14 protein-coding genes are annotated in these 14,393 nt (G+C 62.9%); 2 read left to right on the top strand and 12 right to left on the bottom strand.

What is annotated here, in order from left to right:
* Positions 1-33: 33 nt before the first annotated feature.
* From panC to dksA, 9 genes are all read right to left on the bottom strand, one after another.
* Positions 34-891: a pantoate--beta-alanine ligase gene (gene panC, locus F474_RS16755; protein WP_097085734.1), complete on the bottom strand. Its 858-nt coding sequence runs from the start codon at positions 889-891 to the stop codon at positions 34-36.
* Positions 888-1,688: a 3-methyl-2-oxobutanoate hydroxymethyltransferase gene (gene panB, locus F474_RS16750; RefSeq protein ID WP_097085735.1), complete on the bottom strand. Its 801-nt coding sequence runs from the start codon at positions 1,686-1,688 to the stop codon at positions 888-890. The genes panC and panB overlap by 4 nt, the downstream gene beginning before the upstream one ends.
* A gap of 183 nt (positions 1,689-1,871) precedes the next feature.
* The gene (gene folK / locus F474_RS16745) at positions 1,872-2,360 is read right to left on the bottom strand and encodes a 2-amino-4-hydroxy-6-hydroxymethyldihydropteridine diphosphokinase (RefSeq protein WP_097085736.1); all 489 of its coding nucleotides are present in this window, start codon (positions 2,358-2,360) and stop codon (positions 1,872-1,874) included.
* A complete protein-coding gene (locus tag F474_RS16740; RefSeq protein ID WP_097085737.1) occupies positions 2,357-3,730 on the bottom strand; it encodes a polynucleotide adenylyltransferase PcnB in 1,374 nt (457 codons plus the stop codon). Before F474_RS16740 ends, folK begins: the two co-directional genes overlap by 4 nt.
* A gap of 717 nt (positions 3,731-4,447) precedes the next feature.
* Positions 4,448-5,887 (bottom strand): sigma-54 dependent transcriptional regulator, encoded by a 1,440-nt coding sequence (locus F474_RS16735; protein WP_097085738.1) that lies wholly within the window; start codon positions 5,885-5,887, stop codon positions 4,448-4,450.
* Positions 5,888-5,891: 4 nt separating this feature from the next.
* Entirely contained in the window at positions 5,892-8,867 is a 2,976-nt protein-coding gene (locus F474_RS16730; RefSeq protein WP_165830331.1) for a sensor histidine kinase, read from the bottom strand.
* Entirely contained in the window at positions 8,851-9,027 is a 177-nt protein-coding gene (locus tag F474_RS16725) for a hypothetical protein (RefSeq protein ID WP_097085740.1), read from the bottom strand. Before F474_RS16725 ends, F474_RS16730 begins: the two co-directional genes overlap by 17 nt.
* Positions 9,028-9,147: 120 nt before the next feature.
* A complete protein-coding gene (gene gluQRS, locus F474_RS16720) occupies positions 9,148-10,032 on the bottom strand; it encodes a tRNA glutamyl-Q(34) synthetase GluQRS (protein WP_097086154.1) in 885 nt (294 codons plus the stop codon).
* A gap of 41 nt (positions 10,033-10,073) precedes the next feature.
* Positions 10,074-10,520: an RNA polymerase-binding protein DksA gene (gene dksA / locus F474_RS16715; protein WP_097085741.1), complete on the bottom strand. Its 447-nt coding sequence runs from the start codon at positions 10,518-10,520 to the stop codon at positions 10,074-10,076.
* A 214-nt stretch (positions 10,521-10,734) separates the two neighbouring features.
* Here dksA and F474_RS16710 point away from each other — a divergent pair, with 214 nt between their 5' ends.
* Both F474_RS16710 and sfsA read left to right on the top strand, forming a co-directional pair.
* Entirely contained in the window at positions 10,735-11,916 is a 1,182-nt protein-coding gene (locus F474_RS16710) for a pyridoxal phosphate-dependent aminotransferase (RefSeq protein WP_097086156.1), read from the top strand.
* A complete protein-coding gene (sfsA, locus tag F474_RS16705) occupies positions 11,906-12,616 on the top strand; it encodes a DNA/RNA nuclease SfsA (RefSeq protein WP_097085742.1) in 711 nt (236 codons plus the stop codon). Before F474_RS16710 ends, sfsA begins: the two co-directional genes overlap by 11 nt.
* Positions 12,617-12,784: 168 nt before the next feature.
* On the opposite strand, the gene F474_RS16700 is transcribed toward sfsA, so the two are convergent.
* The 3 genes from F474_RS16700 to F474_RS16690 form a co-directional block, all read right to left on the bottom strand.
* Positions 12,785-13,576 (bottom strand): Crp/Fnr family transcriptional regulator, encoded by a 792-nt coding sequence (locus F474_RS16700; RefSeq protein WP_097085743.1) that lies wholly within the window; start codon positions 13,574-13,576, stop codon positions 12,785-12,787.
* Positions 13,577-13,617: 41 nt separating this feature from the next.
* Positions 13,618-13,890, bottom strand: a complete 273-nt coding sequence (locus F474_RS16695; RefSeq protein WP_097085744.1) for a TfoX/Sxy family protein — start codon at positions 13,888-13,890, stop codon at positions 13,618-13,620.
* A gap of 76 nt (positions 13,891-13,966) precedes the next feature.
* Positions 13,967-14,311, bottom strand: a complete 345-nt coding sequence (locus tag F474_RS16690; RefSeq protein ID WP_097086159.1) for a pentapeptide repeat-containing protein — start codon at positions 14,309-14,311, stop codon at positions 13,967-13,969.
* Positions 14,312-14,393 lie beyond the last annotated feature (82 nt).

Below are 14,393 nucleotides of genomic sequence, written 5' to 3'. Positions count from 1 at the left end.
CCCAGATGACCCGCCGGTCATCCGGGCGCACGATCAATCGGCCGCCAGCTCCAGGTGCAGATTGTCGATCAGCCGCGTGGTGCCGTTCCAAGCGGCCACCAGGATGACCAGGTCACGGTCTTCGGCGCGGGCGGGGCGCAGGCTCTGGCCATGGCGGATTTCCAGGTAATCCAGGCGCAGCCCGCTGGCCACGATCTGTTGCCTGTAGCGTGTCATCAGGGCCTGGAAACCCTTGTCGCCCGCGCGCAGGGCCTGAGCCATTTCGCTGATTACCCGGTAGAGCACTGGCGCCACCGCCCGTTGGGCGGCATCGAGAAAGCCGTTGCGCGAAGACAGCGCCAGGCCGTCCTCGGCACGCACGGTCGGGGCGCCAACGATTCGAACGGGCATGTTCAAGTCGCGCACCATCGCGCGAATGACCGCCAGCTGCTGGTAATCCTTCTGGCCAAACACGGCGACGTCAGGCTGCACCATGTTGAACAGCTTGCTGACAACTGTAGTAACCCCATCGAAGTGCCCGGGCCGGCTGGCCCCGCACAGCTCTTGGCCAAGCTCCGGCACGCTGACGCGGGTCTGCACGGCCATGCCACCGGGGTACATTTCAGCCACTGTCGGGGCGAACAGCAGGTCACAACCGGCAGCCTCCAGGCGCTGCTGGTCGGCAGCGAGGGTGCGCGGGTATTTGTCGAGGTCTTCGTTGGCACCGAACTGCATGGGGTTGACGAAAATGCTCGCCACCACGAAGGCCGCATCTTCCTGCGCCCGGGTAACCAGTGCGATATGGCCGTCGTGCAGGTTGCCCATGGTCGGGACGAAGGCGATGCGCTGCCCGCGCGCGCGGGCCTGTGCGACTGCTGCACGCAGCGCCTGAACGTTGTCGAGGGTGATCATGCGTTGAATCCGTGTTCGCTGGCAGGGAAGGACTGGTCCTTGACGGCACTGACGTAGGCGCGCAGTGCGCTGGCGATGTCGGGCTGGCCGTGCATGAAGTTACGCACGAAACGAGCGGTACGCCCGCTCAGCGACAGCCCGAGCATGTCGTGCAGCACCAGCACCTGGCCGTCGGTCTCTACGCCTGCCCCGATGCCGATCACCGGCACCTTGGCTGCGCGAGTGACCTCGGCCGCCAGCGTGGTTGGCACGCATTCAAGCAGCAGCATGGCGGCGCCGGCCTGTTCGAGGGCCAGCGCGTCGGCGAGTAGCTTCTCAGCCTGGGCCTGTTCGCGGCCCTGTACCTTATAGCCGCCGAACACGTTCACCGACTGCGGCGTGAGCCCCAGGTGCACGCAACTGGGAATGCCGCGGTCAGCCAACTGCGTGACGGTGCTGGCCAGCCAGCTGGCGCCTTCGAGCTTGACCATATGCGCGCCGGCCTGCATCAGCGTTGTGCAGTGGGTAAAGGCCTGTTCGGCTGTGGCGCACGCCATGAACGGTAGATCCGCCAGAATCAGCGCCCCTTGGTTACCGCGTTTGACGCAGGCAGTGTGGTAGGCCATTTCGGCGGTGGTCACCGGCAGGGTGCTGTCGTGACCCTGCAGGACCATGCCGAGGGAGTCGCCCACCAGCAGTATCTCGACGCCCGCCTGGCTCGCAGCATGGGCGAAGGTGGCGTCATAGCAGGTCAGCATTGTTATTTTTTCACCCTGCGCCTTGAGCTTGTGCAGGGTGGTGAGTGTGATTGCTGGCATGAAAAGTTTCCTCGGTCGGCCGCAGGCGTCGTTGCGGCACTGGCAGGGCTGACCTCATCTTCCGCAAGGTTTTGCGCCACCGCTGGTTCAACCCGTCCACCCGGCCGTCCGGGCAGGGCGGCCTATAGTCCCGACGCCATGGCAGGAAGTCAATCACGCTGTTACCGGTATGTTACCGAGGTGTTACTGCGGCGGGCCTAGGCGCTCAAGGCCGATGAACGGGCAGGCCTGAAGAAGCTCGCGCAACGTTCGGCCATCGCTGAGCGCGTAGGCTTCAGGTACCAGTTCCGCAAGTGGATAGAGAACGAAGGCGCGGGCCTGCATCTCGGGGTGCGGCACGCGCAGGCGTGGCTCATCGATCACCTTGTCGCCGTACAGGAGAACATCCAGGTCGAGCGTGCGCGGGCCCCAGCGCTCGGCGCGCAGGCGGCCCTGGGCGTTTTCGATCGCCTGCAAGGCATCGAGCAGGGCCAGCGGCGCCAGATGGGTATCGAGTGCGGCGACCGCATTGGTATAGCGAGGCTGGCCTGGCAGGATGGAGTCGCTGGTATACAGCGAGGAAAGCCCAACCCACTGGCTGCTGGGCAGTTGCTGCAGTGCCTTCACCGCATTGGCGAGCTGCGCCGCTGGATCGGCCAGGTTACTGCCCAGGCCGATATAAGTGCGGATCACTCCGCGTCGCTCTTGCGCTTGCTGTTGCGCCGGCGCTTGCGCGGGGCGGCGCCGCTGTCTTCATCGCCACCCGCCAGTTCGCTGATCATCGCGCGGCGGTCACGGTCGGGCAGTTCCTGATACTCGGTCCACCATTGGCCCAGGCCGTTGGTCTGCTCGCCGGCAGATTCGCGCAGCAACAGGAAGTCGTAGCCCGCCCGGAAACGCGGGTTTTCGAGCAGCACATCGGCGCGCTTGCCGGTGCGCCGCGGAAGGCGCTCCTGCATGTCCCAGATTTCCTTGATCGGCAAGGTGAAGCGCTTGGGGATAGCAATGCGCTGGCATTGTTCGCTGATCAACCCGTGTGCCGCTTCCTGCATCGCCGGAATGGGCGGCAAGCCCTGGCCCTGCAGGTAGGCCGCGCGCATTGGCAGGGCTGGCCACAGCAGCGCCGCGAACAGGAAGGCCGGGGTAACCGGCTTGCCTTGGGCTACGCGCAGGTCAGTGTTGACCAAAGCGTTGCGGATCAGTGTATGGGTGTATTCAGGCTCATGCTCCAGCGCATAGGCACTGGCGGGGAACAGGGCGTCGAACAGGTGCAGGTCGACCAGCATTTCATAGACCGTCGCGCCGTGGCCTGAAAGGAACAGCTTCAGCGTTTCTTCGAACAGGCGCGCCGCGGGGATATCCCGCAGGCTGGCGGCCAGGCCGCGAATCGGCTCGACCGTGCGCCGCTCGATACCGAAGTCGAGCTTTGCTGCGAAGCGCACGGCACGCAGCATGCGCACAGCGTCTTCCTGGTAGCGCTGGGTCGGGTCGCCGATCAGGCGAATCAACTTGTTGCGCACATCGTGCACGCCGCCTGCGTAGTCGAGAATGCGCTCGGCTACAGGGTCGTAATACAGGGCATTGATGGTGAAGTCGCGACGTTGGGCGTCTTCTTCAAGAGTGCCGTAGACGTTGTCACGCAGGATTCGCCCGCTTTCGTTGCGCGAAGAGTGGCGGCTGTCTTCGGCTTCATCTTCAGGGTGGTTGGCGCGGAAGGTCGCCACCTCGATGATTTCGCGGCCGAAGTGCACGTGAACCAGCTTGAAGCGCCGGCCAATGATACGCGCATTGCGAAATTCAGCTCGGACCTGTTCTGGCGTCGCGCTGGTGGCGACGTCGAAATCCTTGGGAGTGATGCCGAGCAGCAGGTCGCGCACGCAGCCGCCTACCAGGTAGGCCTGGTAGCCGGCCTGTTGCAGGCGCTCGACGATGCCGACCGCATGGCGGCTGAATTGTTGGCGCTGCAGCGAGTGCTGCTGGCTGCCAAGCACTTGCGGCGTAGTGCGAAGCGCGTGCGAGGGGCGCCCGGAAGGGCGAATCGACTGGAACAGCTTTTTCAGCATGGGATGCACTGTGTCAGGGAATGGCCGGCCACGCGCAGAGCGACGACCGCATGATGGGCGGGGATTCTAGCATTTAGTAACAGGATGGTGTAAGGCGCCGTCGAAGATGGCCCGGAAGGGAATGGAGCGGTTTCGGAACCCCGGAAACCACTAGGGGAGCCTAAGCTCCCCCGGAAGTCTGATCTGCTCGTTGTTGTTTTTCTAGCGGGCTTCTTGTTTTTGTTGAACGCCCTACCCGTGATGCCAATGGCTTCGTGGGATCGCCCCCCAGAAGGGGGCCAAGAGCAAACGGATTGCTTTGAACGCCGTATTGAGATGACCGAAGGTCCAACCAGTGCCGAGCTGCTTGATCGCAGTGTTGTTCTTTTCGCCGGTTGCGAGGGCAAAGCCCGAAAACAATACCTCTTCAAAAGAATCAGTTAGCTGCGCCTCATGCCGTCTTGTTCTTGTTATGCGTGAGCCGATTCGTGTTGTTCTTGTTATGGGTGTTTCGCTTGTTATTGTTCTTGTAACGTAGATAAAGCAGGCGCCGTGCCAACTTTTCAAAACCCTTTAAAAACAATGGCTTGATGGAATCTGTAGCTTTTTTGAACAAAGGCTACACGGCTTTTTTGTTACTGATTGCCTCGCCAAGTGTTACGGCTTTCGAGCCGCTGGTAACACCTTGGTCGGTGCTACCAAAGGCCCATGCTAGAGCGGCTTGCTAGCTGAAGCGGTTCAGCCTTCGTTAGCCAGGCTGGATTTGCGGCGAGGAATGCCCAAGCGTTGCCGACGCTCCCACAGGCACTTGCGGCTCACGCCCAATTTGCGGGCCAGTTCGGTTTCGGTCATGTGGTCTTGGTGCTCAAGCACGAAATGCTGGAAGTAGTCTTCCAGCGACAAGTCCTCGCTTGGGTCATGGGCGTTGGCAGTGTTAGCCACTGTGGTCTGGGCGGGCATGCCGACGAACGCGTCGATCTCTGGCAGGTCTCCGGGCTCCAGATCGATCCCAAGCAGGTCCGAGGAGATTTCATCGCCTTCACTGAGGATCACCGAACGCTCCACGGCGTTCTCCAGCTCGCGTACGTTACCCGGCCAGCTGTAGTGGCGGATCGCGCGCTCGGCGTTGGCGCTGAAGCGCAGGCCTGTGCGCCTGAGCCGCGCGCTTTGCCGGGCCAGGAACACGTTGGCGATCTCGATCACATCGCTGCCGCGCTCGCGCAGGGCGGGGAGCTTCAGCGCGATAACGTTGAGACGGTAATAGAGGTCTTCGCGGAACTGGCCGGTTTTGGCCAGGGTTTTCAGGTCACGGTGCGTGGCGGCTACCAGGCGCACGTCGACCTTCTGCGATTGCACCGAGCCGACCCGCCGAATTTCACCTTCCTGCAACACGCGTAGCAGGCGTGCCTGGGCTTCAAGCGGCAGCTCGCCGATCTCGTCCAGAAAGAGCGTGCCACCGTCGGCAGCCTCCACCAGCCCCGCACGGCCAGCACTGGCACCTGTGAAGGCGCCTTTTTCATGGCCGAACAGCTCGGACTCGATCAAGCTTTCGGGGATCGCCGCACAGTTGACCGAAATCATCGTGGCCTTGGCGCGCCGTGAAAGATTGTGCAGTGCCCGGGCGACCAGCTCCTTGCCCGTGCCAGACTCACCTTGCACCAGCACATTCGAGTCGGTAGGCGCGACCTTGCGGATCTTGCCGTAGAGGTCTTGCATCGGTGGGCAAGAGCCGATGATGCCGATCTCGCCATTGGCAGGTTCGGCTGCCGGCTTGTCTCCACGGGCAGCGGGGCGTGCATCGCTGCTGGCGGCGGGGGCGGGCACAGCGGCCCGGTCACGCAGGATACGCGCCACTGCCTGAAGCATTTCGTCGTGGTCGAAGGGCTTGGCGATATAGTCCACCGCACCCATCTTCATTGAGTCGACCGCCGAGCGCAGGCTGGCGTAGCTGGTCATGATCAGCACCGGGCGGCCTTCGCCCAGGCGAATCAGTTCGGTGCCCGGCGCGCCGGGCAGGCGCAGGTCACTGATGATCAGGTCGAAACCGCTTAAGGCGAAACGTTCCTGGGCTTCCTGCACCGAGCCGGCTTCACTGACCTGGTACTGATTGCGCTCGAGCAGGCGGCGCAAGGCAGAGCGAATGATGGTTTCGTCTTCGACGATAAGAATGTGAGGCATTGAGTCAATTCTCTCGACGGTCTCGTTTGCCAGTAGACGTGGCTTCGTTGTGCCGTGGCAGGGTCACCCGGATGCGGGTGCCGAGCTGCCGTTCTACGTCAGCCGGGCTGTCGATGGTGATTTGTCCATAATGCTCCTCCACGATCGAATAGACCAGAGCCAGCCCCAGGCCAGTGCCTTCGCCGGGGTCTTTGGTCGTGAAGAAGGGTTCGAAAAGCCGGTCCATGATGTTTTTCGGAATGCCGCTGCCTTCGTCCTCCACGATCAGGTCAACGGTGTGTTCGGTCGCTTCGCTGCGCACCCGTACTGCGCTGCCGGGTGGGGAGGCGTCGCGGGCATTGGAGAGCAAATTGATCAATACCTGGGCCAGGCGCTGCGGATCGCCTTCGGCCCAATGGCCGGGCTCGCACAGGTTGAAAAAATGTATCTCGAAGTTTCGACGGTTCAGTGCCAACAGCCCGATCGCGTCCTGAGCCACCTGCGCAAGGTTCACCGGCTCCTCGCTGGCCTGGTGGCTGCCGGCATGCGCAAAGCTCATCAATGACTGCACGATGCGCGATACGCGCTTGGTCTGCTCGAGGATCTGGCTGCTCAGCTCGCTGATTTCGCCGTCTTCCTCGCGCTCTTCGCGAAGGTTCTGTGCAAGGCAGGCGATGCCGGTGATCGGGTTGCCGATTTCGTGGGCCACCCCGGCCGCCAGCCGGCCGATGCTGGCAAGGCGTTCGGAATGCACCAGTTTGTCTTCGAGCAATTGCGTATCGGTGTGGTCTTCGACCAGCAGCACCAGGCCACTGCTGCCTGTTGCCAAGGGTTCGGCGATGGCAGCCTTGTGCAGGTTGAGCCACCGGGTATGGCCGTCGATCGCGAGGTTCTGTTTGTGCAGATGCTGGTCGGGCAGGTTGATGAAGCCAAGCAGCAGGCCGCGCCAAGGCTCGTCCAGCGTGGCCAGGCGCGAGCCGACCACGCGCAGCGAGCTGATGCCGGTCAGCTCTTCCATGGCTTTGTTCCACATCAGGATCTCGTGGTCGGTGGCCAGCGAGCACACCCCCATGGGCAGTTCCTGAAGGGTCTGGCGATGGTAGCGGCGCAGGGCATCGAGCTCGGCGGCAAGGCCGGTCAGGCGGGAGTGGTAGTCTTCCAGGCGGCTTTCGATGAAGTGGATGTCTTCGGTGACGTAACTTTCGCCCCCGGCTGCCTTGTAGGGGAGGAAGGTTTCGACGATGTCCTGGGCAACGCTTGGGCCCATCAGGCCGGAAAGGTTGGCCTCGATGCGGTCGCGCAAGCGGCGCAGTGCATAAGGGCGCCGCTCGTCGAAGGGCAGGTAGAGGTCGCGCAGTGCCTGCTCCACTTCCCGCTGAGCCGTGCGCGCGCCCAGTGGCTTGGCCAATTGGGTGGCAAATTCCTGGGGGGAGGCCGCGTAGAGCTCGCGGCGTTGCGGGCGGCGCACGTTGTCGACGGTGCAGGCCTCTGCTGCGCTGACTTCCTCGGCGCTGGCGCTGCTGAACAGCGAGATCAGGGTGAACAGCAGCACGTTCACCGCCAGCGAAGCGATCGCTGCCATATGCCAACTGGTGTCGTCCATTACGTAGACCAGGTTCAGCAGCGGCACATAGAAGCCCTGAACGTCGCTCAGCAGCGGCATCAGCATGGTGATCATCCACACCAGCATGCCGCCGAGCAGGCCGGCGATGAAGCCGCGCCGATTCGCCGTGGGCCAGTAGAGCACCGACAACACCCCAGGCAGGAACTGCAATGTCGCGACGAAAGCGACGATACCCAGGTGCGCCAGGTCCTGGCGGGTCCCCAGGACCAGGTAGAAGCCATAGCCTGCTGCCAGGATCGCAACGATCAGCCCACGGCGGGTCCACTTCAGCCAGCGATAGATGCTGCCTTCGGCAGGGGGCTGGTAGAGGGGAAGTACCAGGTGGTTCAGGGCCATGCCCGAGAGCGCCAGGGTGGTCACGATGATCAGGCCACTGGACGCCGATAGCCCGCCCACGTAAGCCAGCAGGGCGAGCATCGGGTGCTGCGAGGCGATGCCCACGCCCAGGGTGAAGTATTCAGGTGTGGTGCTCACGCCCAGTTGCAGGCCTGCCCACAGCACCAACGGCACCGCCAGGCTCATCAGCAACAGGAACAACGGCAAACCCCAGCTTGCACTCACCAGAGCGCGGGGGTTGAGGTTCTCGGTGAAGGCCATGTGATACATGTGCGGCATTACGATGGCCGAGGCGAAGAACACCAGCAGCAGCGTGCGCCAGGGGCCTTCCTGCAAAGGGGTGTGCAGGGCGGTGAGGGCCATCTGGTTCTGCAGCAGCCATTGCTCCAGCGCATGCGGGCCGCCAAACACCCCATACAGTGCGTAAAGCCCGATACCGGCCATGGCCACCAGCTTGATCAGGGACTCGAAGGCGATGGCGAATACCAGGCCTTCGTGCTTTTCACGTGAGGCGATGTGGCGCGAGCCGAAGAACAGCGTGATCAGTGCCACCATCACGCAGTAGCCGATCGCTACCTTGTTCTGCACCAATTGCCGGCTGAGGATGCCGATCGAATCAGCCACCGCCTGGATCTGCAGGGCCAGCAAGGGCAGCACGCCTATGAGCATGAAGAGGGTGGTCAGCGCGCCTGCCCAGGTGCTGCGAAAGCGGAAGGCGAAGAGGTCGGCCAGCGAGGAGAGCTGGTAGGTGCGGGTGATACGCAGGATCGGGTACAGCAGCACCGGCGCCAGCAGGAAGGCGCCTGAAACGCCCAGATAGCAGGCCAGGAAACCGTAGCCGTATTCATAGGCCAGGCCTACGGTGCCGTAGAACGCCCACGCACTGGCGTAGACGCCCAGTGAAAGGGTGTAGGTGAGCGGGTGGCGGGTGAGTGCGCGCGGCAGCAGGCCGCGCTCGCTCACCCAGGCCACGCCGAACAGCACCAGCAGGTAGGCAGCGGTCACCAGGACCATCTGGGTGAGGCTAAAGCTCATCGGCATCTCGCTGGCTCTGCAGGATGAACGCCACCACGATGAGGATCAGCCACAGCAGATACGGCCGGTACCAGGCGCCGGTGGGCTCGATCCACCAGTCCATGATGGCCGGGGAAAACAGATAGATGCCGACCACCAGCAGTAGCACCAAGCGGTAGATGTACATGATTACCTCTCACTCTTGGCTCGCCACACCCGCGCGGATCGTAGCCGGCGATGGTAGCTAAGCCAGGCGTTCGAAGCTACAAGCTGCGAGTGGCAAGCTTCAAGAAAAAGCTGGGTGGGCTTACAGGCTGGCCTCAGGCAGGGTGGCCAGGCCTGGAATGGCGGTAGGGGTCCAGTGCTCGATGGCCCACGGGAGAATCTCGCTCACCGCCAGGCGACCGGTGGCATCGGGTAGGGGCTGGCCCAAGGCGCGCAGGGCTCGGGTAAGCAATGCGGGCGCCTGATCCGCTTCGAGCGGTGGCGAGCGATAGCGTTTACCCAGCTTGTGACCATCAGGTTGGGTGATCAGCGGCAGATGCAGATAGCGTGGGGCCGGTAGCCCCAGCAGTTCCTGCAGGTAGAGCTGGCGCGGGGTGGAGTCGAGCAGGTCAGCACCGCGCACGATGTCGGTGACCCCCTGCAGGCCATCATCGAGCACTACCGCCAACTGGTAGGCATAAAGGCCGTCGCGGCGCAGAATCACGAAATCGCCGGCCTGCTCGCCCAGGTGCTGCTCAAAGTGCCCCTGCACCCGGTCGTCGAAACCATAGCGAAGCTCCGGTACGCGTATGCGGATGGCCGCGTCGTGCCACGGGTGGCCCGCGTTGCGGCACAGGCCTGGGTACACACCCTGATAGGGCTCGAGCGCTTTTCGCGAGCAGGTGCAGGCATAGGCCAGGCCATGGCGCAGCCATTGGTCGATGATGGCCTGGTAAGCCTCATGCCGCTGGCTTTGGTACAACACCGGGCCGTCCCATTCCAGGCCATAGCTTTCGAGCGTGCGCAGTATGGCGTCGGCTGCGCCGGGTTGCTCGCGGGGCGGGTCGAGGTCTTCCATGCGCACCAGCCACTGGCCATTGGCGGCGCGTGCGTCGAGGTAGGACGCCAGGGCGGCGATCAGCGAGCCGAAGTGCAGGTAACCGCTAGGGGTGGGGGCGAAGCGACCAATATAGGCAGGCGTATTCATGGGCAAGGCAGGCGCGCCAGGCTGAGCTGGCGCGGTATCGGTCATTTGCCGACTTGTTTTTCTCTGATTTCCGCCAGCGTCTTGCAGTCGATGCACAGGTCGGCGGTAGGGCGGGCTTCAAGACGGCGGATGCCGATTTCAACGCCGCAGGATTCGCACCAGCCGTATTCCTCGTCGAGGATCAGCTGAAGGGTTTTGTCGATTTTCTTGATCAGCTTGCGCTCTCGGTCGCGGGCGCGCAGCTCAAGGCTGAACTCTTCTTCCTGCGTGGCGCGGTCGGCCGGGTCGGGGAAGTTGGCAGCCTCATCCTTCATGTGGTCGACGGTACGGTCGACTTCCTGCATCAGCTCCTGCTTCCACTTATTGAGGATGAAGGTGAAATGGGCGCGCATCGGCTCGCTCATGTACTCCTCACCCGCCTTAGGGGTGTAGGGCTCGAAGCCGCGCACAAGCTCACTGCTCTTTTGCTGGTTCTCGTTGGTGGGCATGACCGCCTCTCGCTCTTCTGATCCGTTGCGCAGAATGATCCATCTCCGGCACCCGCCGGGCCTGCGACTGCAAGCCGGCGAAATTACCAGATCGATTACCGGTGCGCTACTCCCGGTTATCGAGCCTGCTCGAGGCGCTGTTAGGACCACCGCGTGCGCGGAAAATGCCGTGGCGGGGTTAGAATCTGCGCTTTGCCATTTCAAGGGCTTGTTCATGCCACCTGTCTATAGCGCGCGAAGCCGCGCCATCGAACCGTTTCATGTCATGGCGCTGCTAGGGCGCGCCAACGAACTGCAGGCCGCTGGCCACGACGTGATCCACCTGGAGATCGGTGAGCCGGACTTCACCACCGCTGCACCTGTGGTTGAAGCCGGGCAGGCTGCCTTGGCCGCAGGCCTTACCCGCTACACCGCCGCACGTGGGTTGCCGGCGCTGCGCGAGGCAATCGCCGGGTTCTACCAGAGCCGCTACGGCGTCAGCGTCGACCCGCAGCGCATTCTGGTAACCCCGGGAGGGTCCGGCGCGCTGCTGCTGGCCAGCAGCCTGCTAGTGGAGGCAGGGCACCACTGGTTGCTGGCCGACCCCGGTTACCCGTGCAACCGCCATTTCCTTCGGCTGGTCGAGGGGGGGGCCAAGCTGGTGCCGGTCGGCCCAGAGCAGCGCTATCAGCTCACACCGGCCCTGCTCGACGAGCACTGGGACCAACGCACGGCCGGAACCCTGGTGGCCTCACCGGCGAACCCCACCGGCACCTTGCTTAACCTGAGCGAGCTGGCCGGGCTGGCCGAAACCAGCAAGCGCCACGGTGGCCACCTGGTGGTGGATGAGATTTACCATGGGCTGACCTATGGCGTAGATGCTGACACCGTGCTGAAAGTTGACGACGATGCTTTCGTACTCAACAGTTTTTCAAAATATTTTGGGATGACCGGCTGGCGGCTGGGCTGGTTGGTCGCGCCTGAAGCAGCCGTGCCAGAGCTTGAAAAGCTGGCCCAGAACCTTTACATCAGCGCATCCTCAATCGCCCAATACGCAGCACTGGCCTGTTTCACGGCGCCCGCCATCGAGATCTTCGAGCAGCGCCGGCAGGCCTTCGCCGATCGCCGGGACTTCCTGCTGCCTGCGTTACGAGAGCTGGGCTTTGGCATTGCGCTGGAGCCGGAGGGTGCCTTCTACCTGTATGCCGATATCAGCGCATTCGGCGGCGATGCCTTCGCTTTTTGCCAGCACTTTCTCGAAACCGAGCACATCGCCTTCACGCCGGGCCTGGATTTCGGACGCTACCGGGCCAGCACCCACGTGCGCTTCGCCTACACCCAGAGCCTGCCGCGCCTGGAAGAAGCGGTAGCGCGGCTTCGCCGGGGCTTGGCGAGCTGGAGGCCCGATGCAGTTTGACCCACCCCTGGAACGCGCCACGCTGTTGCGCCGCTACAAGCGCTTTCTGGCAGACGTGCAACTGCCCAGCGGCGAGCTGCTGACGCTGCATTGCCCCAACACCGGTTCGATGCTCAATTGCATGAAGGAGGGCGGGGCGGTGTGGTTCAGCCGCTCCAGCGACCCCAAGCGCAAGTTGCCCGGCACCTGGGAGCTCAGCGAAACCCCTCAGGGCAGGCTTGCCTGCGTAAATACCGGGCGCGCCAATGCCTCGGTGGAGGAAGCATTGCGTGCAGGCATCATCGAGGAGCTGGCCGGCTTCAGCCTGCTCCGGCGCGAAGTCGCCTACGGGCAGGAGCGCAGCCGAATCGACTTCTATCTAGAATTCCCGCAGGGACCTGCCTGGGTCGAAGTCAAGAGCGTGACCCTGGGCTTTACCGACAGCCGCGTGGCGGCCTTCCCCGACGCTGTCACACAGCGCGGCGCCAAGCACCTGCGTGAGCTGGCAGCCCTGGCCCGGCAAGGTGTTCGGGCGGTGCAGTTGTATTGTGTGAACTTGACGGGCGTGGACGCGGTACGCCCGGCGCAGGAGATCGATGCCGCCTATGCCGCGGCGCTTGGCGAGGCGGCAGCGGCGGGTGTGGAGGTGCTGGCCTACGGCGTGCATCTGGATGAGCATCATGTGCGTGTCGACCGGCGTTTGCCGGTACACCTGGGCTGACTGTCGGGCAAAAAAAGACCCGGCAAAAAGCCGGGTCAATAACCGTGATTAGCCTGATGAGGAGATAAGCTGAGACCCTTCGGCGCCAGATTATCGGCTGGCCTCGCGACCAGTTGTGATAATCATAACGATTCTCATTTGTAGGTCAACCCCTTCGACTAAAAAAAATCAGCGGCCACTCTCTTCCTGGCGAGTCAGCTGCCTGTTCAGCGAGTCGATCTTCTTGGCCATGCTTTCAATCAGGCTGTGGGCAATGCGTGGGTTGGTCTGGGTCAGGCCGAGAAACTGCTCTTTGGGAATGACCATGACCGTGCACGGGGAGCTCGCGACCACCGTGGCGCTGCGTTTCTCGTCGGTAAACACCGCCATGGCACCGAAGATTTCGTCCTTGGGCACATCGCCAACCTTCTGCCCATCCACGAATGCTTCGGCGTGGCCTTCGGTAATGATGAACACATGGTCGGCATCGTCGCCCTGGCGAATCAGCATCTCGCCCGGGGCCACCCGTTTGAAGCCATTGCTGCTACGGTACTCAGGCTGCTTGAGGCGAGTGATGGCATCGGCCAGCAGCAGCGCCTGGCCAGTGAGGTATTCCACCAACAGGTTCAACTGCCCACTGCTGGCGACATACTCGAACGAGGCTTGGCGATTGTAGGGGCGCAGGTGCACCGGCGCGTCACAGTGCAGGTGCAGTTTCACTGCGCCGTCGGCTGCATCCAACTGCACCAGGTCGCCTTCCTGGGCATGGAACAGGGCACGATCGTTCAGCCGCAATTGCAGCATGCCGCATTCGACCAAGTAGATGCAGGTGGGTGCCAGGGCGCTGGCAAGGTCTGCCCCGGCCTCCAGCGCCAGGGCGGGGCCGCTGGGCTCAAGCCCCGCAAGCAGCCGGGCAGGGAGAGCCTGGAGATGGTTCACCCACGTGTGCGCATAGGGCGGTTGCTCGCCAATCAGATACATGTTCACCTTCACTGCCCCGCACGCCGGGAGCTGTGCGGTGCTTACTGGAGCCCCGGGCCCGCCAGGGCGTCGACTTGTTGGTTCAGGGCTAGCTTGCGCTCACTGGGCACATCGTTCCAATGCACGTCCAGCAGCGCGCCTTCGATAGCGTAGAGCAACACCTTGGAGGCGCGAAAGCCACGCCGCTTTACCGCCCCGTAGGCCGTGGCAGCGCCGACTCTGCGCAAGTCGGCGATACTGTGAATACCTACGGCGTGCAGCCAGCGCGCTGACGTCTTGCCCAGGTTTTTCAGGTGAAGAAGTTCATCGTTCATCCGGCCTCCGGCGGTGTCGTGTGAACTTCCATCTGACTATAGCGTTGGGCCAGAGGTTCGCCAGTACTCTGATGGCTCAGCGTGTGCGGTAGCGCAAGCGTGTGCCGAAATTGACCGACATCAGGATTTCATCAGCGCTGAGCTCTACCGGAAAATAAGCGCCGGAGATCTGCGCGTGGGCCAGTGATGCGCCTTCCAGCTGGGATTGGCGGAAGTCTACCCCGCGCAGGTCGGCAGAGCGGAAATAGGCATCGGAGAAGTCCACCTGCGTTGCATCGAGCTGGCGAAGGTCCAGGCCGCGGAAGTCACCTCCGCGAAAATCGACTGGGCCATGCTGTTGCTTGTCGCGGTTGAAACCGGTCACGTCCTCGCGGCGCAGGAGCGTAAACAGGGGCGAGTCCAGTTGCTTGGGCTGATTCATGTTCATGATGACGCCTCGTTGTTTTTTTCTGGCGCCATCATAGTGACACTGCGCCAGATTGAACATTGTCTACTCCGTCACA

It is taken from the genome of Pseudomonas sp. URIL14HWK12:I12 (assembly GCF_003097135.1).
Taxonomy (GTDB): domain Bacteria; phylum Pseudomonadota; class Gammaproteobacteria; order Pseudomonadales; family Pseudomonadaceae; genus Aquipseudomonas.
This window is presented reverse-complemented; position numbering and strand designations above follow the sequence as displayed.